This is a genomic window from Sphingomonas sp. ID0503 (genome assembly GCF_048565625.1).
Lineage (GTDB): Bacteria > Pseudomonadota > Alphaproteobacteria > Sphingomonadales > Sphingomonadaceae > JBLZUR01.
Genome location: NZ_JBLZUR010000002.1, coordinates 1,084,530 through 1,105,513, shown reverse-complemented (window position 1 = coordinate 1,105,513; position 20,984 = coordinate 1,084,530). Strand labels below are relative to the sequence as shown.

The window sequence follows — 20,984 nt, the reverse complement described above, 5'->3', positions numbered from 1 at the left end:
AGCGCCAGGTGGCGCTGGTAACCGGCTCGGCCTCGGGGATTGGGCGCTCGGTGACCGAAGCGCTGCGCGACGCCGGCTACATCGTCTATGCTGGCATGCGCGGCGTCGAAGGTCACAATGCCGAAGCGGCCGGGTCGCTACGTGCCGAGGGCGGGGACCGCGTCCATCCGATCGAGATGGACGTCCTGTCCGAGGAGAGCTGCGTGGCGGCGGTCGAGGAGAGTCATCGCGCCGGCGGCAGGCTTGACGTGGTGGTCAACAACGCCGGCATGTTGATGAACGGCATGGCCGAGAGTTTCACGCCGGACCAGTTCCTGTCGATCCTTGACACCAATGCCGTGTCCTGGCTGCGGGTCAATCGCGCTGTCCTTCCGGTGCTGCGCGCTCAAGGTCACGGAACAATCGTGTATGTCGGCAGCACCACGACCTACATCCCCGAGCCCTTCATCGGCGTCTATGAGGCGAGCAAGGCTGCAGGCGATGCGCTTGCACGGGCCATGGCGCTGGAAGTTAGACCGTTCGGGATCGAGAGCCTATTCCTGGTGCCCGGAGCCTTCCCCGTAGGCACCGACCATTTCGCCGATGCACACAGCGGGGACGATGCGGAGCGAACCGGCGCCTATGCTGCCTTGGCAGGCCGGCTTCCCGCGCTAAACAGGCGGATCGAAAGCATCGACCAGGAGGAAGGTCTCGGCCTGACGGTGCAAGCGGTGGGCGAACGTCTCGTGGCGGCTCTTCAACTGCCGCAAGGCAGGCGGCGCGATCATGTCTTCGTTGATGGGCAAGCGAAGGGCGCCGAGGCCATCGCCATGGCCGTCAGCGATGCGCAGGCTCGCTTCGTTGAACGGCTGGGCTTCGATGATCTTCTTCCGCCCGACCGAACGGCGCGGCGCTGAGACATGGTCTCGGCCTCCGCGCAGGCAGCTTCTGAACATGAAAAGCTGATGTCTCTCAAACTACCCGCCCTTCGCTCACTCAAGGACGCCACTGCACGAGGTTTTGACGGTTTCAGCCCGCGGCATCGAAGAGATTGGTGGCCGCGCACTGTCCCATGGCATGGGACGGGCGGCGGTGAAACATTGCGCATGGTCCAGCCGGTAGCGCGCGCATAACTTGGCGCATCTGAATGCCCGATCTTGCTTTGGACTTAAGGTACTTGCGATACGCTCACCTGGTGGCGGAGTACGGGTCGTTTCGACGTGCTGCGCAAGCTATTGGCGTTAATCAATCGACCTTGACGCGCCGCGTGCAGTTGCTTGAGCGGCGCCTCGGAATCATCCTTTTCGAGCGCAGAAGGACGGGTGTTGCACTGACACCCCTCGGAAGTCATTTCCTCCAGGAGGCGCGTATAGGTGCGGAGCAACTCCACAGGGCCGTCAAGGAGCTGGCTTCGCTGCGTGCTGGCCATGAAGGTCAGTTACGGATCGGACTCATGGGCACTATCGTCCAAGGGCCGCTTCCAGAGTTGCTCGCGAGCTTTCGAACAAGCTATCCAGGCATAAAGATCCGCGTCGAAGAGGCCAGCTTTGACGACAACCTCGCAGGCATTTCGCGCGGCCGGCTCGACATAGCATTCGTTATCGGAGAGCCGCAGGTTGAAGGCTGTGACGCCATTCGCATCTGGGACGAGCCTCTACTCGTTGCGGCACCGGTCGAGCATCCCATTGCCAAAAACTTTGCTGTTCGGTGGCGCGACTTGGCCGACGAGACCTTTCTCATCAGCTCTGACGCTTTCGGTATGAAGGTTGCTGAGGTGATCGGCGCGCAGCTTCGGCGGTTCGGGCGCAAGCCGCACATTTCCCTGCAGCGCGTGGGACGGGACAATCTTATGTATCTTGTGGAGGAAGGTTTCGGCCTGACGCTGGCGGCAAAGTCGATGCTAGGCGCGACCTACCCGGGCTTGCAGCTCGTCTCCGTGAAGGCGGCGGACCACTTCTGTTGGAGCGCGGTCTGGTCAAACAGCAGCACCAACCCGGCTGTGAAGAACCTCACCAGACAGCTGCGACAACAGTACCAGCCTAGCCCGCTACCTGGCGCCGGTACTTGGCGAACCCACGATCGGTGGCGATAAAGCGCTCAAGCATGGGGACTATCAGACGCACGGGCTCGATTGCTGGTCCGCCTCCCTCTTGCGCAAGTGCCTGAGCATAAGCGGACAGGTCTCGGTTAAGTTCTGCTGGGAGTTCAAGCGTCACTTTGACAGGCTTGTCGTCAGCGATGGGGCCAAGCTTCAAATTCGCCACCGTCATCCTCCGTAGGGTTCAAGCACGATGTCGCGAGTTACGATCACGCGAACGGGGAAACCCGGCATGATTGTCAGCGTCGGGGCAATATTGAGTTGGCGTCGGACTATGTCTTGTCCGGCCTGATTGAATGTGTCCTGCCCGCCGCTCCGGATCGCGCGCAGAAGGCGATCGTCATCGTCGACGGCCAGCTCAGCGCCGATGCTAAGTAGGGTTGAGAGACCAGCGGCCTTCGCGAGGTCCCACCAATGATAATCTACGCTGTCCTGCAGGCCGGCATATCCCTCGGCGTCAGCGCCGGGCTGCCGCTCGAGAACGATCGACCGACCGTTTGGAAAGATCATCCGGTTCCAGACCAGCAGCACGCGGCTCTGCCCAAACTGCACATTGTTGTCGTACTGCCCGATGACCCGGGTGCCCTGCGGCACGAGAAGGATGCGGCCGGTCGGGCTATCGTAGATGTTCTCGGTGACCTGTGCCGTGATCTGGCCTGGAAGATCGGAGCGGATGCCGGTGATCAGCGCGGCGGATATCACGGCGCCCGCTTGAAGGATGTTCGGCGACGCCGGTGCAGCGACGCGATCGGGCGCGACCGTCCTCCGGTCGGCGGCCGCATTGAGAAAGGCGTTCTGGCGGTCCTGCGCTGAAGGTGTGGATGGCGTCGGCGCGAGTCCGAGGCTCGCCAAGTCCGGCGCTGGAGGCGGCACGATGGCAGGGGCCGACGCGGTCGCACCGGCGCGGGTCTCGGTCCCGGAGAACAGCCGACTGGTTCGCGCGGTCTCGATCTCCTGAAGGCGCCTCTGCTCCTCTGGACTGATGCCGGGATTTGGCGTGGCGACATTCGGCGTCGGTACAGGCTGGCCGCGCTCCTGAGCGCCAACGATTGGCCTTCCCAGATCGCCCGGCAGCGGCGGACCCAATCGCGGCACCCCGCTGTAATCGCGCGGGAGACCGGCGAGCCCATCGGCGGTCGAGCGATTTTCCGTAGAATACAATTCTTCGTTCGGCCGGACCCCGTCGCGGGTCTGGAGCGCGTAGATCAGCGCACCGCCGAGCCCGACGCTGGCGACGAGACCCGCGCCCGCGAGAACCTTGCGCGACAGCCGGGTGACACGCGGCGGATCGGCGCGCAGCCGCATCGGCGCGGCGCTGGCCGGCTCGCCGTTCAGCGGCTGGGCGGCGTCGTCCAACACTTCCTCATTCCGGGGTGGGTTCTCGCTCACGAGGTCGGCCTCCCATCGGTGCGGGTGATGCGGACGCGCCGCTGGCGGTCGCCGGCGCCGAAGCGCAGCTCGGCGGCCGCGAAGAGGCGGTCGACGATCATGTGGTGGCCGCGAACCCGGTAGTTCACCAACTCGGATGTATTGCCCTCCGGGCCGACGACGAAGAGCGGCGGCATCTCACCCTGGCCGATGCCGCGCGGAAACTCGATAAAGACCTGGCGGCCGTCGTCGAAGGCGCGAAGCGGCCGCCATGGCGCTCGGTCGCCTTCGATCGCATAGCGGAAGTTGACGTTGGCGAGGTCGACGCCGCTCACCACTGGTTGAGCGGCCTGTGCCTCGGCGTTCTGCCGGCGCAGCGCGATGAGCTGGTCCTGCGGATACTGCCAGGAGACCGACGCCATATAGGTCCGTTCGGTCGAGCGAAGCTCCATGTGGTAGGTGCGCAGGTTGGTGTTGATGACGAGGTTCGTCATCAGGTCGGACCGCGTTGGCTTCACCAGGATATGGATCTGCCGTGTCGCCCCCGATCCGCTCTCGGTGTCGCCGATGATCCAGCGGACCGTGTCGCCGGCAGCGACGGGACCTGAGCCGACGAGCTGCTCGCCCGGCTGCAACGCGATGTCGGTGATCTGACCCACGGCCGTATAGACTTGATAGAGCGCCCCTTGCGTGAACGGGTAGACCTGCATCGAATTGATGAAGCCGTCGCGCACCGGCTGGATGCGGGCTGCGGCATTGGCCTGGTTCACCCGCGCGGTCGGATCTGTCGGCTCGGGCGCGCGCGGCGAAGGCTCCACGCGTTGCAACTGGCCGGGCAGCGGCAGCGGTCGCGGCAGCTCGACCACGGTGACGGGCGCCGGCGGATCGACGGCCTGCACGGCGGGAGCCACGTTGTCGTAAGAAATCTCGGGCGGCGGATTGGTGGTGGCGCAGCCCGCAAGCGCGGTCGTCGCCAGCAGAACCATCGGGATCGCCGCCCTGCGTAGAGCCGGAATTGCGGATGTGTGCGAAGCCGGGTTTCCGGCTTTACGGAAAGACGGCTTCATTGCCCAAGCTCCCGTGACCAGTTGATGGCGTTGACGTAGATGCCGAGCGGATTTGCCCTCAGCCGATCGGCGTTTCGGGGGACCTGCACGACGATCGTCAGGATCGCGGTCCACCGCGTGGTCTCGGCGAGTTGGCCGTTCTCGTACCGGCGCTCGACCCACGCGACGCGAAAACTGTCCGGAGAGGCGCGGATAACACTGGAGACGTCGATGGCGACCTGCTGACGGCCGACCCGCGTGAACGGGTCGTTCGACCGCGCATAGTCATTGAGCGCAATCGCTCCGCGATCGGTCGTGAAGTCGTAGGCGCGCAGCCAATTTTGCCGGACGATGATCGCATCGGCCGGGATGCTGCGAACCTGTTCGATGAAGCGAGCCAGGTGGAACGCGATCTGAGGATCGCTCGGTCGATAGTCGGCTTCGGCGGGCGCTACCGCCTGCGCCTGACCCAGGCGATCGACCTGCACCACCCAGGGAACGATCGTGCCGCGCGCCGACTGCACGACAAGCGCGCCGGCGAAACCTCCCGACAAGATGAGTGAACCGAACGCCATGAGGCGCCAGTTCTTTGCCTGGATACGTGAGGCGCCGATGCGGTCATCCCAGACCTGAGCTGCGCGCTGATACGGCGTTTCCGGCTCGGGTGCCTTGCCATAGTGAGTGGAGGGTCGTTTGAACATCAGCGGTCGCTTTCGGACAGATTGACGGAAGAGCCGCCGCCATGGGCGTCGCCGGAGCGGACGGCGTGGGCCGTGGCCTGGACGGCGTGGGTCACGCGTTGAGAACGGCGCATGCGCTGCGCCCAGGCGGGCGGGCCTCCGGCGCTCGCGGGCGCCGCCACGTCGGCCACCGCGTCACCACCGATCGACCCCATGGTGGATGTGCCACCCGTGGCTTCAAACGCCGCCTTGCCACCGGCATTGAAGCTCGACTTCATGCTGTCGGCCGCGCGAGAGGCGGCACGGCGCAGAGGCGACACGGCGGCGCTGCCGCCTGCACGAGCGACGCCGCCGAGACCGGATGCGACGCCGGCCGCACCGGACTGTCCGGCTGCGCCGAGACTGTAGGCTGTCGATGCGCCTCCTGCGATCGCGGCGCCACCGCGGGCAGCTGCTGCAGCACCTCCCGCCAAGGCTGCGCCACCGGAGGCGGCTGCGCCAACGGCGCTAGCGCCGAGCGCAACCATGCCACCCGCAGCCAGACCCGTTCCGACGGCCGCGCCTGCGCTGAGCTGTGGGCCGCCGGACACGAGGCCGCTGGCAATGCCCGGTCCAAAGATGCCGAGGCCGAGTAGCGAGAGAGCGGCGAGAACGATCGCCATAGCCTCGTCGATGGAGGGGTTCTGGCCACCGAACCCGGACGTGAACTCGGAGAAGAGTGTCGAGCCGATCCCGATGATGACGGCGAGCACCAGCACCTTGATGCCGGACGAAATGACGTTGCCGAGCACGCGCTCCGCCATGAAGGCGGACTTACCGAACAGGCCGAACGGGATCAGCACGAAGCCCGCGAGCGTCGTCAGCTTGAACTCGATAAGCGTGACGAAAAGCTGGATGGCGAGGATGAAGAAGGCGAGCAGGACCAGCGCCCAGGCGAGAAACATGCAGGCGATCTGGATGAAGTTCTCGAAGAACGACCAGTAGCCCATCAGGCTTGAGATGGAGTCGAGTAGCGGCCGGCCGGCATCCAGACCAGTCTGCGCGACCTTACCCGGACGCATCAGGTCGGGGGTCGAGAAGCTGGTTCCGCTCGCCTTCAGGCCAAGGCCGGCAAAGCTCTCGAAAATGATGCGGGCCAGGTTGTTCCAGTTGCCGATGATGTAGGCGAAGACGCCGACGAACAGCGTCTTCTTAACCAGCCGAGCCATGATGTCGTCGTCGGCGCCCCAGCTCCAGAGGAGCGCCGCGAGCGTCACATCAATGACAATCAGCGTGGTGGCGATGAAGGCTACTTCGCCGCTGAGCAGTCCGAACCCGCTGTCGATGTAGCGAGTGAAGACTTCGAGGAAATGGTCGATGACGCCGGTATTGCCCATCTCGTTACCGCGCTTCTTTGGCGTGCGACATGGGCTCGATGTCAGGTTGAGCTTGCGGCGTGAGGCCCTCCGGCTGTGTCGGAAATGCTTGTGGCAGCCTTTCCAGAGGTCGGGCCCCTGGCGCCAGGAAACGTCTCCGGTTCTCGGCCCAGGCGAGACGGCATTCAGGATCGCGCGGCCCCTCTTCGCCCAGGGCTTGGCATCGTACCAGCGCATCGCGCAGCGGATCGGCCGGCGCTTCGACTGTACGGCCTGACGGCCACCGCTCGGGCGTCGCCTCCTTACGGGTCATCTCGATCGCGGTCGCGGTGATCGCGACGGCGACGAAGACCACGGCGCCGATGCGAGCGAGCAGCTTGCCGTCCATAGCCATGCTCAGTTTCCGCTGTTCGGGAACATGCGGGCATTGCCCGGCTGGTAGCCGCTGCCGGGTGTGAGGAAGCGCCGGCGCTGCTCTCGCCCTTGTTCGGCGGCGGCGGCACGTTCGGCCTCGGAGAGGCTTTGAGCCCGCCCGTTGGCGGCAACGACGGCGGTAAGGTCCGCGAGCTGCTGGGCTTGAAGTGCGAGGAGCTGGTTGCCGGCCTGCGTTGCCTGCAAAGCGCCGGTGGCGCCTTGGCTCTGGCCAACCAACGCCGACATCTCCGCGCGATTGGTGTCGATGTTGCCGACGACGCCAGCCTGGACGCGCATTGCGTCCTGCAACCCACCGACTGTGTTCTGCCAGCGCTCCCGCGCTCCTGCGACGAGCGCCTGATCGGAGGCGGTCATGGACGCGTTGCCGTAGGTGGAAGTGAAAGCTTGGTCGATGCGCTGGACATCGTAGGCGATGCCCTGCGCTTGCCGGAGCAGCTGCTGAGTTTGTTGGACAGACCGCTGGAGCTGCTGAAGCGACGAGTACGGCAGACTCGCGAGGTTGCGGGCCTGATTGATCAGCATGGTCGCTTCGTTCTGAAGCTGCGTGATCTGCTGGTTGACCTGCTGGAGTGTCCGAGCGGCGGTCAGCACATTCTGCGCGTAGTTCGTCGGATCGTAGACGATGCCACCGAACTGAGCCGCCGCAGGCGTGCTGATGAAAGGCGAGATGGCGATTGGCGCCGCGATGATGGTCGCGGCAAACCGCAGTGCGCGCGAGCGCGCATGGATCGAGCGTGTCATGGCAATACCTCCTGTTCTGCTTGGGGATTGACGTTCGTGAGGTCGGGGATGAGGTCTGCGGCCCAGCCGAGACCGTTCACCGCCAGCCATTCGCCAAGAAATCCGGAGGTGCCGCTGCGCGCGTAGACCTCGGCGATGAGGGCCTGCTTCTGCTTGGAAGAAGCGGCGCAGAGCGCCAGCGCGACGTCGGAGAGGCCCAGCTCGAAGAGGCGGTTCCCGCGGCGGGATTGGCAGTAATAGTCGCGCTTGGGCATGGCTCGCGCGAGGATTTCGATCTGGCGGTCGTTGAGACCGAAGCGGCGGTAGATGGCAGTGATCTGCGGCTCGATCGCGCGCTCGTTGGGGAGCAGGATCCGCGTCTGGCAGCTCTCGATGATGGCCGGCGCGATCGCCGAGCCGTCGATGTCGGACAGCGACTGGGTAGCGAAGATCACGCTGGCGTTCTTCTTGCGCAGTGTCTTCAGCCACTCGCGGAGCTGCCCGGCGAACCCCTCGTCGTCGAGAGCGAGCCAGCCCTCATCGACGATCAGGAGGGTCGGTCGGCCGTCGAGGCGATCCTCGATGCGATGGAAGAGATAGGCGAGCACGGCGGCGGCGGCGCCGGTGCCGATCAGGCCCTCGGTCTCAAAGGCCTGGACATTTGCCTCGCCGAGATATTCGGACTCGGCGTCGAGCAGCCGGCCATAGGGACCGCCGACACAATAAGGTCGCAGCGCCTGCTTCAGGTCGTTGGACTGGAGCAGGACGGACAGGCCCGTCAGCGTGCGCTCGGCGACCGGCGCCGACGCTAGCGACGATAGCGCCGACCAGAGGTGTTCCTTGACCTCGGGCGTGACCTGCACGCTCTCACGGGAGAGGATCGCGATCAGCCAGTCGGAGGCCCAGGCACGCTCGGCGACGTCGTCGATGCGGGCGAGCGGCTGTAGCGAGACGCTGTCGTCAGCGCCGTCCGTCAATCCGCCGCCGAGATCATGCCAGTCGCCGCCCATAGCGAGTGCCGCGGCGCGGATCGATCCGCCGAAATCGAAGGCGAAAACCTGAGATTGCGGATACCGCCGGAACTGAAGCGCCATGAGCGCGAGCAGCACAGACTTGCCGGCGCCGGTCGGCCCGACGATCAGCGTATGGCCGACGTCCCCGACATGGACGGAAAGCCGGAACGGGGTCGAGCCCTCGGTTCTGCCGTAAAGCAGTGGGGGTGCATCGAAGTGCTCGTCCCGTTCCGGTCCCGCCCACACCGCCGAGAGCGGGATCATGTGGGCGAGGTTCAATGTGCTGATGGGCGGCTGGCGGACATTGGCGTAGACATGACCGGGCAGCGAGCCCAGCCACGCATCCACGGCATTGATGGTCTCGGCCATCGCCGTGAAGTCGCGGCCCTGGATGACCTTCTCCACCAGCCGCAGCTTCTCGGCGGCGATGCGCGGATCGTCGTCCCAGACGGTGATGGTCGCCGTCACATAGGCCTGGCCAGCATAGTCGGCGCCGAGTTCCTGCAGGGCCATATCGGCGTCGGCCGCCTTGTTGGCCGCATCGGTATCGACCAAGGCCGAGGCTTCGTTGGTCATCACCTCCTTGAGGATGGCGGCGATCGACTTGCGCTTGGCGAACCACTGCCGCCGTATCTTGGTCAGCAGCTTGGTCGCGTCTGTCTTGTCGAGCAGGACCGCCCGGGTCGACCAGCGATAGGGAAAGGCGAGACGGTTAAGCTCATCGAGGATGCCAGGCGTCGTCGCCGTCGGGAAGCCGACGATGGTGAGGATGCGAACTTGGGCGTCCCCAAGCCGGGGCTCCAGGCCGCCGGTGAGCGGCTGATCGGCGAGCAGCGCGTCAAGGTACATTGGCGTCTCGGGCACGCGGACGCGATGGCGCTTCGTCGATACAGTTGAATGCAGATAGGTCAGCGTCTCGCCATCATCGAGCCAGGCGCATTCGGGCATGAAGGCGTCGATCAGGTTCAAGATGCGATCGGTTCGATCGATGAAGCCGCGCAGAATCTCATGCGCATCGACACCGGCGTGATCGCGGCCCTCGTAGAGCCAAGTCTCGGCACGGGCGGCATCCTCGGCCGGCGGAAGAAAGAGGAAGGTGAGGAAGTAGCTGGACTCGAAATGCGCACCGGCCTCTTCGAAGTCGGCCTTGCGTTCGGCGTCGACGAGCGCGGAGGCGCTGTCGGCAAACACGCTGGTGGGATAGGTCGCGGCGCCGTGGCGCTGCGCCTCGACGAAAATGGCCCAGCCCGAACCGAGACGCCGGAACGCATTGTTGAGCCGGCCGGCGACGGCGACCAGCTCCGCCGGGACGGCGCTGTCGAGGTCGGGGCCGCGGAAGCGCGCGGTGCGCTGAAAGCTCCCGTCCTTGTTCAGCACGACGCCTTCGCCGACTAGCGCGACCCAAGGGAGGTAGTCGGCAAGTCGGGTGTTGCGGTTGCGATATTCGGCAAGGTCCATCATCAGCGTCGCTCCTCAGACCGACAGGTGGCCGGGGATGCGCAGATGCTTGCGCACGACGTCGACGAACTGGGGATCGCGCTTGGCCGCCCAGACGGCCGCGAAATGCCCCACGGCCCACAGGCCGAGGCCGACGAGCCAGAGGCGGAGGCCAAGGCCGAGCGCAGCGGCCAGCGTGCCGTTGAGGATGGCGAGCGAACGCGGCGCGCCGCCGAGGAGGATGTGCTCGGTCAGCGCCCGGTGCACCGGAACGGAAAAGCCCGGAACCTCGCCGCCATGTTCCGCGCCGTCGGCCATCAGACGAGCGCCCCGCCGCCGAACGAGAAGAACGACAGGAAGAAGCTTGACGCGGCGAAGGCGATCGACAGGCCAAATACGATCTGGATCAGGCGCCGTGCGCCGCCCGACGTGTCGCCGAAGGCGAGCGTCAGGCCGGTGATGATAATGATCATCACGGCAATGATCTTGGCGACCGGCCCCTCGATGGATTCGAGGATCGACTGAAGCGGTGCTTCCCAGGGCATCGACGAACCGGACGCATGGGCGGCCGGCGCGAGGGCAAGCGTCAGGAACGTGACGGACACCGCCGTGGCGATGTGGCGGCGAATGCGCAAAGCATGCTTGATCATGGCAGGTCTCCTGTGAGGGGCTGGCTTGCGGGGGTGACGCGGTAGTCGCCGTCGGGGCCGAGGCCCTCTATGCGGGCGAGTTCGGCTAGGCGGCGCGAAGAGCCGCGGCCGGAAAGCACTGCGACCAGATCGATCGTTTCGGCGATCAGCGCGCGCGGGACGGTGACGACGGCTTCCTGGATGAGCTGCTCCATGCGGCGCAGCGCGCCGATGGCGGTGCCGGCGTGAATCGTCCCCACACCGCCGGGGTGGCCAGTGCCCCAAGCCTTCAAGAGGTCGAGCGCCTCGGCACCGCGCACTTCGCCAATTGGAATGCGGTCGGGGCGCAGGCGCAGAGAGGACCGGACGAGATCGGAGAGCGAGGCGACGCCATCCTTCGTCCGCATCGCGACCAGATTGGGCGCGGCGCATTGCAGTTCGCGGGTGTCCTCGATGAGGACGACGCGGTCCGAGGTCTTGGAGACTTCGGCGAGCAGCGCGTTGGTGAGGGTCGTCTTGCCGGTGGATGTGCCACCGGCGACTAGGATGTTGCGCCGATCCCCCACGGCCTGGCGCAGCGTCTCGGCCTGACCCGCTGCCATGATGCCGGCGGCGACGTAGTCGTCGAGCGTGAACACCGCGACGGCGGGCTTGCGGATCGCGAAAGCCGGAGCGGAGACCACGGGAGGCAATAGCCCCTCGAACCGCTCCCCCGTATCGGGCAGTTCAGCCGAGACGCGTGGTGCGCCGGGATGGACCTCGGCGCCGACGTGGTGCGCGACGAGGCGGATGATCCGCTCGCCGTCCGACGGCGACAGCAGCTCACCGGTGTCGGAAAGTCCTTGGGAGAGACGGTCGACCCAGAGCCGCCCATCGGGGTTGAGCATTACCTCGACGATCGCGGGGTCTTCCAGAAACCGGGCGATGGCGGGGCCAAGCGCGGTGCGCAGCATGCGCGCGCCGCGAAGGATCGCCTCCGATTTCTGGTGAGTTGCCGCCACGTCGTCCCCGTTCTTGTGTGGGTCCGCGATGCGCGGCCCTGGATCGGGGATGAGTAGAAGAGACAGAAATCATGGCCTGACAACAACCATCATGTGGCCGTCGTACTGTGGCGTACAAAGACAGGGAAATGGCGGAACGCAGGAATACTTGTGATGCGCGGATCAGTGATTATTCCGCGTCGCGCGCGGGCGCGATGTCTTCCGCGATCTCCTGCCTAAGCTTCGGACCCTGCGCGAGCCGTCTGCCGAGCGCGGTCACGAAGGCTTCGTAGCGCTCCGCCGCCTTGGCGCGCGCCGCAGCCTGTGCCGGCTCCGGCAGCGGCGGATTTGAGGTCAGCCAGAAGCGGATGAACACGGCGAGCGTCTCGACCGATATGCCGAGATCCCGCTCCAAGCGGGCCATGCGCCGGTCGAGTTGATCGAGCCGCTTCGTCGTTGCCGCTTCCTGTCGCTCCGCTGCGTCTGGCGAGACGAACGACGCGATGCCCGCCTCGGCAACCAGCGATAGGGAGAGGTCTCGTCGCGCCGCATGGGCCGCGAGCGACCTCATCAGGTCCGGGTCGAGATAGACCGACAGGCGTTGCTTCTTGGGGGGCTTGATCAAGGCCGCCTCCTATAAATCGATGCCGTCGCCCGGATCGAGCGACGCTTGGCGCGCGACCTGGCGCATCGTCTGCGTCATGCGGCTGAGGCGGGCGGCATCCTCGTCGACATCATCGCGTGGATCGATCTCGAATTCGTTTTCGATGATCGGCTTGCGCTCGACGGTCTTGGTTCGGCTCAGTTCGGGCTGGTGACGGCGCTCGGAATCCGTCGGATCATCGTCGGTCAGGGCATCGCCCGCGACGGTCGTGCTCCGCACCGGGCGCTCCGGTATCGCGAGCGCGCTCCAGTCGTCGACCCTCGCGCTCGTCGGCTTGGTGAGTGTGGGCGGCGTGAGGATGCGCTCCTGAAACCTCCGATCCTCGTAGTAGCGGGCCTTTTTCGCGCGGATGGGTGGAGTGCCGGCGACCATGACGATCTCGTCGGACGGCGGAAGCTGCATGATTTCGCCCGGCGTCAGCAGCTGCCGGGCCGTTTCCGAGCGCGACACCATCATGTGGCCAAGCCAGGGCGAGAGCCGGTGGCCGGCATAGTTCTTCATCGCCTTCATCTCTGTGGCGGTGCCGAGCGCGTCCGAAACGCGCTTGGCTGTGCGCTCGTCATTGGTCGCGAAGCTCACGCGCACATGGCAATTGTCGAGGATCGAATTGTTCGGGCCGTAGGCTTTCTCGATCTGGTTCAGGGATTGGGCGATGAGGAAGGCCTTCAGGCCGTAACCCGCCATGAACGCCAAGGCGCTCTCGAAGAAGTCGAGGCGGCCGAGCGCCGGAAACTCGTCGAGCATCAACAGCAACCGGTGTCGGTTGCCCTTCGCCTGCAGGTCCTCGGTCAACCGGCGCCCGACCTGGTTGAGAATCAGGCGGATGAGCGGCTTGGTTCGGTTGATATCGGAGGGCGGCACCACGAGGTAGAGGGTGGTCGGATGCTTGCCGCCGACCATGTCGGCGATGCGCCAATCGCAGCGACGGGTGACCTCGGCGACGACGGGATCGCGATACAGGCCCAGGAACGACATCGCCGTCGACAGCACGCCGGATCGCTCGTTGTCGGATTTGTTGAGCAGTTCGCGCGCCGCGCTGGCAATGACTGGATGCGGGCCGGCCTCGCCGAGATGGGCGGTCTTCATCATCGCCGCGAGGGTCGACTCGATCGGCCGCTTCGGATCGGACAGGAACGCGGCGACGCCGGCCAGCGTCTTGTCGGCCTCGGCATAAAGGACGTGGAGGATGGCCCCGACCAAGAGCGCGTGCGACGTCTTTTCCCAGTGGTTCCGCTTCTCGAGCGAGCCTTCCGGGTCGACAAGGATGTCGGCGATGTTCTGCACGTCGCGGACTTCCCACTCGCCGCGTCGCACCTCGAGCAACGGATTGTAGGCGGCGGACTTCGCGTTTGTGGGATCGAAGAGCAGCACGCGGCCATGCCGAGCGCGATAGCCGGCGGTCAGCGTCCAGTTCTCGCCCTTGATGTCATGGACGATCGCTGAGCCCGGCCAGGTCAGGAGCGAGGGCACGACCAGCCCCACGCCTTTGCCGGAACGCGTCGGCGCGAAGCACAGCACATGCTCGGGGCCGTCATGTCGAAGATAGTCGCGCTCGTGTTTGCCGAGCACGACGCCATCCGGACCGAGCAGGCCCGCGGCCTTCACCTCTTCCGGCCGCGCCCAGCGGGCCGAGCCGTAGGTCTCCACGTTCTTCGCTTCTCGCGCCCGCCACACGGACATGCCGATGGCGACGGCGATGGAGATGAAGCCGCCCGACGCGGCGATATAGGCCCCCTCGACGAAGATCGGCGGCGCATAGGCGTCGTAGAAATACCACCACCAGAAGAAGGCGGGCGGATCGTAGATCGGCCAGCCCGCCAGTTCGAACCAGGGTACTCCGAGCTGTGGTTGGAAGCCGAGACGGTAGGCCGTCCATTGTGTCGCGCCCCAGGTCGTCATCAACACGATCAGGAAGACGGTGAGGATCTGACCCCAGAGGATTTTTGTCGCTGACATGGCGGGGCGCTCCTTTCTTGGTTGGGCTACATGCCAAGGCCGCGACTGCGGCCGAAGCTCCAGTCGACGCCGCCGCCTCCGCGCGAGACGCCGGAGACGTGCTGGCCGAGCTGGCGTTCGAGGGATGGCGACCAGGGCACGAGCTGGAAGCCGAGGCCGTCGTCGATCATGGCGAAGCGGCCCGAGGCGAGCGCGAAGCGCTGCCGATAGGTGCCTGCCACATACTCGCCCGTTCCGGCCTTCGAGAATGGTCGGCCGGTCTCGGCCGCGAGCTTCTCTCCGAGTGCTTCGACCTCACGCTGGCGCAAGGTTTCGATCAGCCCCGGCGAGAAGCTGACGCCGCGCGTCTGCCGCTCGGCGAGCCCCTGGGCGATGAGATGGTCGGCGCGCCGGTCCATCGCCTGACGCACCTCCGCGCCGAAGCCGCCGCCGCCGAGCGCTACCGGCTCGCGGGCGATGGCCTGCCGGTCGAGCCAGGTGGCGCCCGTCGCATGGACCTGTCGCTCGATATCGAAATCAGAGCGAACGGCGAGCGCGACACGCCGGCGGCCCTGCGCGTCGTCGAACTTGCGCAGCTCGACGATCGAACCCGGTGCGCTGTCCCCGGCGGCGTCGAGATCGGCGAGCTTGATGTGGTGGGTGCGCCCATCGGTGCCGTCGACCACGGCATAGACCGTGCCCTTCAGCTCGTCATCGAGGCCGCGGTCGACCAGCCGACCGATGACCGGATCGTTGATGCTCTCGCCGGCAAGCACATAGCTCGCGGCACCGCGCTCGATGCCGCGTTCGGTCAGGCTGCGGTGGATGCGCTTGATGATGTCGCCGCGTTCGCCGAGCGCGCGCAGCGTCTTCTCGGCATTCTCCGATACGACCCACTGGCCGGGACCGACCTGATCGGCGAGGCCGAGTGTCTCCAGCTTGCGCAGGCGACCGACCTTCAGCGCGTGGAATTCGTCCGGTTGCCGATCGGGATGTGGGGCGAGGTCGGCGACGCCCGTGCGATAGCTGTCGCGGGCGATCTGGCGATCGAGATCGGTCCAGCGCTCCGCCTCGACCTGACGCCCTAGGTTGCGCCGGATCTCCTGCTCGGTGCGCGGCCCCAACTCCTGGGTGACGAGATCCTGCGCGCGGGCGCGCATGCCCTCCTTGATGTAGTCGCGGGAGATGACGAGGTCCTGGCCGTCATCCGTGCGCCCACGCAGGATGATGTGGACGTGGGGATTGTCGGTGTTCCAGTGATCGACGCCGACCCAGTCGAGCTTGGTGCCAAGGTCCTTCTCCATCTGGTCCATTAGCTCGCGCGCGAAGCCTTTGAGGTCGGACATCTCGGTCGCGTCCTCGGGCGAGACGATGAACCGGAAGTGATGCCGATCGTCCTGGGTGCGCTCGGCGAAGGCCTTTGGATCGGCGTCCTCGGACGCGGGGCCGAACAGGTGCGCCTTCTCCCCATCCCGGGTGACGCCCTCGCGGCGGAGATAGCTGAGGTGTGCAGAGAGCGGCGCGGCCCGCGCGCTATGACGGACGACGCGTGCCTTGATGACTGTGTTGCGCGATCGGCTCGTGAGCAGCCGATTGGCCTGCACGGTCGCGCGCTGTCCGCGTCCGAACCGCGAGCGATTGCCCTTGCTGATCTGGCCGGAGCGCGAGACGCGTCCACCGGCCCGCTGTGCGGCGGCGAGCGCCTGGGCAATGAAGGGCCGCGCCTGCTGCGCACGGGTCGAACGGATGCGGCCGGGCCGGATGCGGAAATCGTCCTCGCCGCTCATGGTCGGGGCCCCGCACATCGCGCAAACGCGCGGAAAGCCTTGGCGAAATGGCGAATGCGCAGGCTGCGCCGATCAGGCGCACCTCGCGCAGATGCGCCATAAGCCACTGAAAACACACGACCGCACCAAGCCGCACATCGCCGGCTTTTATCTCGCCATCGTGCGGTTGTGCTGTCGACTTCTCCTCTCCAGACCGCCCTTCGTCCGCCAGAACACGCTACAGTGCGAGGAGGTGCGAACGCGATCATCGCGGGCCACCCGGGATATTGCGGGCAACGAAAAGGCCTTCGGCGCGCGAAGCCACCGGGCCTTGATCGCGCGCGGGACCGGCCGCCGTGCTGTCACCGGGCGCGCCTTCGGACTGCACCGGCGCGGCAGGTCCGCTGCCGGTTGATTGCACGACGAAGAGCGGCGCCCGGGTCCAGGCGAGCGGATCGGCGGCCGCTACCACGACAGGGCCGGCTAGATCACCGCCGCCGACAATGGGGGCGAGCGTCGCGACATAGGCGCGCGTTTCGGCCGGCAACGGACGACCGGCGAGATACTCTTCGTAACGGCCCGGACCGGCATTGTAGGCCGCCAGGAAGCCGGGCGATCCGTAGCGATCGTGCATCTCGCGCAGATACGCAGCGCCCGCCAGGATATTGTCGCGCGGGTCGTAGGGATTGCCGCCGAGCCGATGCCGGACGCGCAACTCCGCCCATGTGGCGGGCATGACCTGCATCAGGCCCATCGCGCCGGCCGAAGAGATGGCGCGCACATCGCCTGCGCTTTCGACGCGCATGACGGCGCGAATCCATGCTTCGGGAACGCCGAACCGCTGCGCCGCCTCGGCGATGTAAGCGCCATAGGGATCGCGGGGTGACGGCCGCTCGGCCGGCGCCTGCTGCGCGTGAGCAGGGACTGCGCCCGCCTCCACGAGGATCAGGCCGGAAAGGAAAAGGAAGGCTGCGCGCCGGAGGGTGATCCTCCCTCCGACGGCAGGCAGAATGCGGGCGATGGGCATCGCTCAGTCCCGCTCGCTGCGCTTGGGTGGGCGGTTCCAGTGCAGGCCCCATGCGGCCTTGTCGTCAGCGGACTGGAAGAGGTTGGCGCGGATCGGGTGCGCGAACGTCGGGTCATCGAGCTGTAGCGAGACGTAGTCGCCCGCCTTCTCGCCGGTGCGCTTCCAACCAGCGCCGATCTCCGCGCCGGTCTCGTTGCTCATGGTGTCGAGCAAATGGACGCGATAGTCGGGCGCGTTCTCTGCATCGGACGGCTCGGCCGCGACGAGGATGATGTCCTGATGCAGCGACAGCGTCGTCAGGTGGCCGATGAAGCCGTCGTTCTCGCGCATGAATTGGCCGATCACGGACATTGGAGGTCTCCTTCAGATTGCGGTGAAGAGGGTCGTGCGAGCGCCGTCACCGCGTCGGCGCGCGCCAGACGAAGCGGCCATCGCCATCTTCGTCGGTGTAGAGGGGAGTGGCCCGGCCGATCACGGCGGAGGCCGGGAGTGGTCCGAAATAGCGGCCGTCGAGGCTGCCGCGGACCTGCCAGTTCATCAGGAACAGCTCGCCATCAGCGATGACGCGGCAGCCCTGCCAGACGGGCAAGGGACGCCCGCTGCTGTCGCGGTCGAGCGCCTCGCCGAGCTTGATGGCGTCGACGGTGATGTCTTGACCCGCCCGGCAGACGCGCTGCCCTGGAAGCGCGGCGATGCGCTTCATCAGGGGCACGCCGCGACCTATGTAGCCGCGCTCGACCATGAAGGATGCGAGGGGCTCGGGGGCACGGATAGCGACCAGATCGGTGACCTGCGGCGACGGGGCGGGGTCGATGGTGTAGAAGCCGATCGGGGTGCTGGCGGAGGCGTTCCAGATGACCCTCGGCACGAATGTGACGATGGAAATCACGCCCATGACAGACACCGCGCAGGTCGTGGCGATGGCGTAGCCGAGCCGGATCATGCGCCGATCTCCTGACGAAGCAGGAAGGCGCGGTGACGCCGCAGGGTATAGGCGCGCGGTGCCTCGCCGACGGCGAGACGGTTGTGGACGTGGCGCCAATGGTCGGGCGCGACGTCCACCGGATCGACGCCTATGGCCTCTATGCCATCGATGAGCTGGAGCACCCGCTCGACTTTCGGCCAGCCGTCGGCGCGCAGCAGCACCTCGCCGCCAGGCGTCACTGTCGGTACGGTCTGGAGGGGCCGGCCGGGAGCGATAGCCCGCACGATGTCGAGCCGGGACAGCACGGTCCCGTGCTCGTTCGCGGCCCATCGCACGAGGCCGAAAACCGCGCCGGGAGGGAAGAAGAGGATGCGGCGGCGCCGATCGAGGATCTGCTCGCGCACGTCGCGGCCGAAGCGGATCCAGTGCTCCGTCTGCTTCTCGATCCAGACCAGCTCTACCTGAGTGAGATCGTCGGTCGGCGGCTCGGCAGCAGCACGGCTGGAGCGTGGGGGCGCGGCGATGAGGCCGGTCATGATCCTTCTCCTGACGGCGGTGGGAATTCCCGCTCGAACAGCGCGCGCAGCATGTCGGCGACCGTCTGGCCGCGCTGGAAGGCGACGATCTTGATGCGGCCGCGCATGTCGGCGGTGACGTCGATCGTCAGCCGGGCCGAGAAGTCTTCGGCGGGATGGCTACGGGTAGCCTGGCGTTCGGGTGCCTTGATCCAGTCTTCGGGATCGGCTGGACGCGTCGCAAAGCTGCGTTTCGGGGACCGCGCGCTCATGCGCCGATCCTCGCGACTTCCGCTGCAAGCGCGGCGATCTCGTGTGCTCCGGGGCAATCCTCGTCCTGCTCGGCAGCGAGCCGGCCGGTCTGCAAGACGTCGGCGAAAACGATGCGCTGACCGATCGTGGTCGCGAGCAAGGGAGGGTCGTGATCCGCCAGCGTCTCGGCGGTCTCGCGGGCGAGCACGGTGCGGGCCGCGCAGCGGTTTAGCACGAAGCGCGCGGCGAGCTGTGGGCGGTAGATCCGCGCCTCGCCGAGCAACGCGAGCATTTCGGCGGACGCCCAGCCATCGAGCGGCGAAGGCTGCACCGGGATCAGCACGAGGTCGGCGGCGAGCAGCGCCGATCGCATCAACCCGGCGACGCGTGGCGGGCCGTCGATGACGACATGGTCGGCGTCGCGAGCCAGCTCCGGCGCTTCACGATGAAGGGTGTCGCGGGCCAAGCCGACGACACGGAACAGCCGCTCCAGCCCTTCCCGGCTGCGTTGCTGTGACCAGTCGAGCGCTGACCCTTGGGGATCGGCGTCGATCAGCGTGACACGCTGTCCATGGCGAGCCCACTCGCCTGCCAGGTGCAAGGCGAGCGTCGTCTTGCCGACGCCGCCCTTCTGATTGAGCAGAGCGACGATCATGACGGTTTCCCGGCGATCGGGGACCCGTCCACAGCGGCCGAAAAGCGCGGTCGCGTTAGAAGAATTACGTAGTAATTCTGGTTAGATAAGTTACGGGGCCTGTAACTTACTGATTCAACGGGTAAATTCGGCGATTTCGGTCCCCGATAGCACGAGATTCCGGTCCCCGATGGCACGATAGTGCCGGTCCCTGATAGCACGAGACGATTCACAGCTTATCCCCAGGGTGAGGTTTGGTCCGTCGACGCCGGCGCGGGATGCCGAGGGCATCTGGATCGGTCGGCACGAAGGAGAGGATTTCGGGACCGCCGAGGCACTGCTCGATGGCCAGGCGGTAGCCGGGCAGCGGCTGGCGTCGGACGATGTCACGCAGGTCGTAGGCGAAGTGCTTGAGCGGCGAGAGGCTGCCTGACTTGGCGTGGAGATGCGGGAAGTCGAAGCTCCAACCGAACTCCTGGCGGCCGCCATGCTTGCGCACGAGGCGGTAGAGCCAGCGCTCTAAGCCGCCTGTCAGGCCGAAGTAATTGCGGTCGATCGTCAGTACGAGCGCGTCATCGAGCACGGCGCCGTAGAACCAGTCGGGTACGATCAGCTCCAGGCCGAGCGGCCGGCCTCGGTGATCGGCGCGCTCCTTCCATTCGTTGATCCAGGAGAATCGGTGCATCCGCCGCTCGGTCGGCTGGCGGATCGAAGTCGCGACGGTTGTCGACTGCAGCCGGTCCAAGGCGGCCTTGAGGCGGTCGTAATCGCGTAGCGACACGCCGCGGCCGATGAAGTTCAGTATCTCATAGGGGGTGGTCGCCATAAGGCGCGATGGCCGAATCCCGACATCGCGGGCTTCCACGATCTGGGAAGCAGCCCAGATCAGGATATCGGCATCCCAGATCGTGGCCATGCCGTGCTCAGGGACGGCCTCGACACGGATCTTGACCGTGCCCGATTTGAAATCGATGGGCGCCAGGCGCTTTGATTTTGCGAGCGAGAAGAACGGGTAAGCCATCAGGTCCTGGGCGTCGCGGGGAGCGAGGTCGCCCGGGAGGGCCCGGAACAGATCGAGCTGCGCGCGTTCCCCTCGCTGGTGACCGGGCAACATCGGCAGTCGGCTCAGCGGACAGCGCGAGCAGAGGCGCCCGCTTCAGCCGCACTTGCGGGTTTGGCAGGAGCGACGATGCCGCCCCTGGGGTCCGACGTTGACGTGACTGTGCCCCGGTCGGCCCATGCCTGGAGGTCTTCCAACCCATAGACGACCCGGCCACCCAGTTTGCGGTAGGTCGGTCCGGTGCCGTAAGTCCGGTGTTTTTCGAGGGTACGCTCCGAAAGGCCGAGAAAGCGCGCCGCCTCCTGGGTCCTCAGGTAGCGTGGCGGCATTTGGGTGGCTGCTTCGGCCATAATCGAACCTCCGTGTTTTCGCGGCGGCCGCTTCGAACAAGCGGCGGATTGCGAGCACGGTGGCGCGAGGTAGGCGGGCGGGACGATGTCGAAGTAATCGCGTTAATTTCGACACC

The 20,984-nt window shown here is 66.2% G+C and carries 24 protein-coding genes; 2 read left to right on the top strand and 22 right to left on the bottom strand.

The genetic code is table 11. The annotated features are described in order from the left end of the window. Positions 1 to 8 precede the first annotated feature (8 nt). Both ACM608_RS06285 and ACM608_RS06280 read left to right on the top strand, forming a co-directional pair. Complete coding sequence (locus ACM608_RS06285; protein ID WP_419682401.1) at positions 9 to 896, top strand: SDR family NAD(P)-dependent oxidoreductase; 888 nt, start codon at positions 9 to 11, stop codon at positions 894 to 896. Between the two features lie 230 nt (positions 897 to 1,126). After that, on the top strand, positions 1,127 to 2,071 hold the full coding sequence (locus tag ACM608_RS06280; RefSeq protein WP_419682400.1) for a LysR substrate-binding domain-containing protein: 945 nt from the start codon (positions 1,127 to 1,129) through the stop codon (positions 2,069 to 2,071). Here the strand turns inward: ACM608_RS06280 and ACM608_RS06275 are convergent. The 22 genes from ACM608_RS06275 to ACM608_RS06170 all read right to left on the bottom strand — a co-directional run bounded on the left by ACM608_RS06275 (position 2,019) and on the right by ACM608_RS06170 (position 20,868). Further along, on the bottom strand, positions 2,019 to 2,243 hold the full coding sequence (locus tag ACM608_RS06275; RefSeq protein WP_419682399.1) for a DUF2274 domain-containing protein: 225 nt from the start codon (positions 2,241 to 2,243) through the stop codon (positions 2,019 to 2,021). The two genes, ACM608_RS06280 and ACM608_RS06275, sit on opposite strands and share 53 nt — an antisense overlap. 2 nt (positions 2,244 to 2,245) lie before the next feature. Then, a complete protein-coding gene (locus ACM608_RS06270) occupies positions 2,246 to 3,466 on the bottom strand; it encodes a TrbI/VirB10 family protein (protein ID WP_419682398.1) in 1,221 nt (406 codons plus the stop codon). Continuing rightward, on the bottom strand, positions 3,463 to 4,512 hold the full coding sequence (gene trbG, locus ACM608_RS06265; protein WP_419682397.1) for a P-type conjugative transfer protein TrbG: 1,050 nt from the start codon (positions 4,510 to 4,512) through the stop codon (positions 3,463 to 3,465). Before trbG ends, ACM608_RS06270 begins: the two co-directional genes overlap by 4 nt. Then, complete coding sequence (trbF, locus tag ACM608_RS06260; RefSeq protein ID WP_419682396.1) at positions 4,509 to 5,192, bottom strand: conjugal transfer protein TrbF; 684 nt, start codon at positions 5,190 to 5,192, stop codon at positions 4,509 to 4,511. The genes trbG and trbF overlap by 4 nt, the downstream gene beginning before the upstream one ends. Beyond that, the gene (gene trbL, locus ACM608_RS06255; protein WP_419682395.1) at positions 5,192 to 6,547 is read right to left on the bottom strand and encodes a P-type conjugative transfer protein TrbL; all 1,356 of its coding nucleotides are present in this window, start codon (positions 6,545 to 6,547) and stop codon (positions 5,192 to 5,194) included. The genes trbF and trbL overlap by 1 nt, the downstream gene beginning before the upstream one ends. Positions 6,548 to 6,551: 4 nt before the next feature. Then, complete coding sequence (trbK-alt, locus tag ACM608_RS06250; protein ID WP_419682394.1) at positions 6,552 to 6,914, bottom strand: putative entry exclusion protein TrbK-alt; 363 nt, start codon at positions 6,912 to 6,914, stop codon at positions 6,552 to 6,554. A gap of 8 nt (positions 6,915 to 6,922) precedes the next feature. After that, positions 6,923 to 7,702: a P-type conjugative transfer protein TrbJ gene (gene trbJ / locus ACM608_RS06245; protein ID WP_419682393.1), complete on the bottom strand. Its 780-nt coding sequence runs from the start codon at positions 7,700 to 7,702 to the stop codon at positions 6,923 to 6,925. Beyond that, positions 7,699 to 10,155 carry a conjugal transfer protein TrbE gene (gene trbE, locus ACM608_RS06240; RefSeq protein WP_419682392.1) on the bottom strand — a complete coding sequence of 819 codons (2,457 nt, stop codon included), beginning with the start codon at positions 10,153 to 10,155 and terminating at the stop codon, positions 7,699 to 7,701. The genes trbJ and trbE overlap by 4 nt, the downstream gene beginning before the upstream one ends. Before the next feature lie 12 nt (positions 10,156 to 10,167). Beyond that, on the bottom strand, positions 10,168 to 10,449 hold the full coding sequence (locus ACM608_RS06235) for a VirB3 family type IV secretion system protein (RefSeq protein ID WP_419682391.1): 282 nt from the start codon (positions 10,447 to 10,449) through the stop codon (positions 10,168 to 10,170). Next, positions 10,449 to 10,781, bottom strand: a complete 333-nt coding sequence (locus ACM608_RS06230) for a TrbC/VirB2 family protein (protein ID WP_209159349.1) — start codon at positions 10,779 to 10,781, stop codon at positions 10,449 to 10,451. Before ACM608_RS06230 ends, ACM608_RS06235 begins: the two co-directional genes overlap by 1 nt. Next, positions 10,778 to 11,761: a P-type conjugative transfer ATPase TrbB gene (gene trbB, locus ACM608_RS06225; protein ID WP_419682390.1), complete on the bottom strand. Its 984-nt coding sequence runs from the start codon at positions 11,759 to 11,761 to the stop codon at positions 10,778 to 10,780. Before trbB ends, ACM608_RS06230 begins: the two co-directional genes overlap by 4 nt. Before the next feature lie 169 nt (positions 11,762 to 11,930). Next, positions 11,931 to 12,365, bottom strand: a complete 435-nt coding sequence (locus tag ACM608_RS06220) for a CopG family transcriptional regulator (protein WP_419682389.1) — start codon at positions 12,363 to 12,365, stop codon at positions 11,931 to 11,933. A 9-nt stretch (positions 12,366 to 12,374) separates the two neighbouring features. Further along, on the bottom strand, positions 12,375 to 14,360 hold the full coding sequence (locus ACM608_RS06215; protein ID WP_419682388.1) for a conjugal transfer protein TraG: 1,986 nt from the start codon (positions 14,358 to 14,360) through the stop codon (positions 12,375 to 12,377). Positions 14,361 to 14,386: 26 nt separating this feature from the next. Further along, positions 14,387 to 16,126, bottom strand: a complete 1,740-nt coding sequence (locus ACM608_RS06210) for a relaxase/mobilization nuclease domain-containing protein (RefSeq protein ID WP_419682387.1) — start codon at positions 16,124 to 16,126, stop codon at positions 14,387 to 14,389. 244 nt (positions 16,127 to 16,370) lie between these two features. Further along, the gene (locus ACM608_RS06205; RefSeq protein ID WP_419682386.1) at positions 16,371 to 17,132 is read right to left on the bottom strand and encodes a lytic transglycosylase domain-containing protein; all 762 of its coding nucleotides are present in this window, start codon (positions 17,130 to 17,132) and stop codon (positions 16,371 to 16,373) included. A gap of 3 nt (positions 17,133 to 17,135) precedes the next feature. Beyond that, positions 17,136 to 17,483: a DUF736 domain-containing protein gene (locus tag ACM608_RS06200; protein ID WP_419682385.1), complete on the bottom strand. Its 348-nt coding sequence runs from the start codon at positions 17,481 to 17,483 to the stop codon at positions 17,136 to 17,138. Positions 17,484 to 17,529: 46 nt separating this feature from the next. Continuing rightward, positions 17,530 to 18,075 (bottom strand): S26 family signal peptidase, encoded by a 546-nt coding sequence (locus ACM608_RS06195; protein WP_419682384.1) that lies wholly within the window; start codon positions 18,073 to 18,075, stop codon positions 17,530 to 17,532. Next, a complete protein-coding gene (locus tag ACM608_RS06190; RefSeq protein ID WP_419682383.1) occupies positions 18,072 to 18,593 on the bottom strand; it encodes a DUF2840 domain-containing protein in 522 nt (173 codons plus the stop codon). Before ACM608_RS06190 ends, ACM608_RS06195 begins: the two co-directional genes overlap by 4 nt. After that, positions 18,590 to 18,844, bottom strand: a complete 255-nt coding sequence (locus ACM608_RS06185) for a hypothetical protein (protein ID WP_419682382.1) — start codon at positions 18,842 to 18,844, stop codon at positions 18,590 to 18,592. Before ACM608_RS06185 ends, ACM608_RS06190 begins: the two co-directional genes overlap by 4 nt. Then, the gene (parA, locus tag ACM608_RS06180; protein ID WP_419682381.1) at positions 18,841 to 19,479 is read right to left on the bottom strand and encodes a ParA family partition ATPase; all 639 of its coding nucleotides are present in this window, start codon (positions 19,477 to 19,479) and stop codon (positions 18,841 to 18,843) included. The genes ACM608_RS06185 and parA overlap by 4 nt, the downstream gene beginning before the upstream one ends. A gap of 208 nt (positions 19,480 to 19,687) precedes the next feature. Then, entirely contained in the window at positions 19,688 to 20,572 is an 885-nt protein-coding gene (locus ACM608_RS06175; protein ID WP_419682380.1) for a replication initiator protein A, read from the bottom strand. An 11-nt stretch (positions 20,573 to 20,583) separates the two neighbouring features. Then, positions 20,584 to 20,868 carry a helix-turn-helix transcriptional regulator gene (locus ACM608_RS06170; RefSeq protein WP_419682379.1) on the bottom strand — a complete coding sequence of 95 codons (285 nt, stop codon included), beginning with the start codon at positions 20,866 to 20,868 and terminating at the stop codon, positions 20,584 to 20,586. Positions 20,869 to 20,984 lie beyond the last annotated feature (116 nt).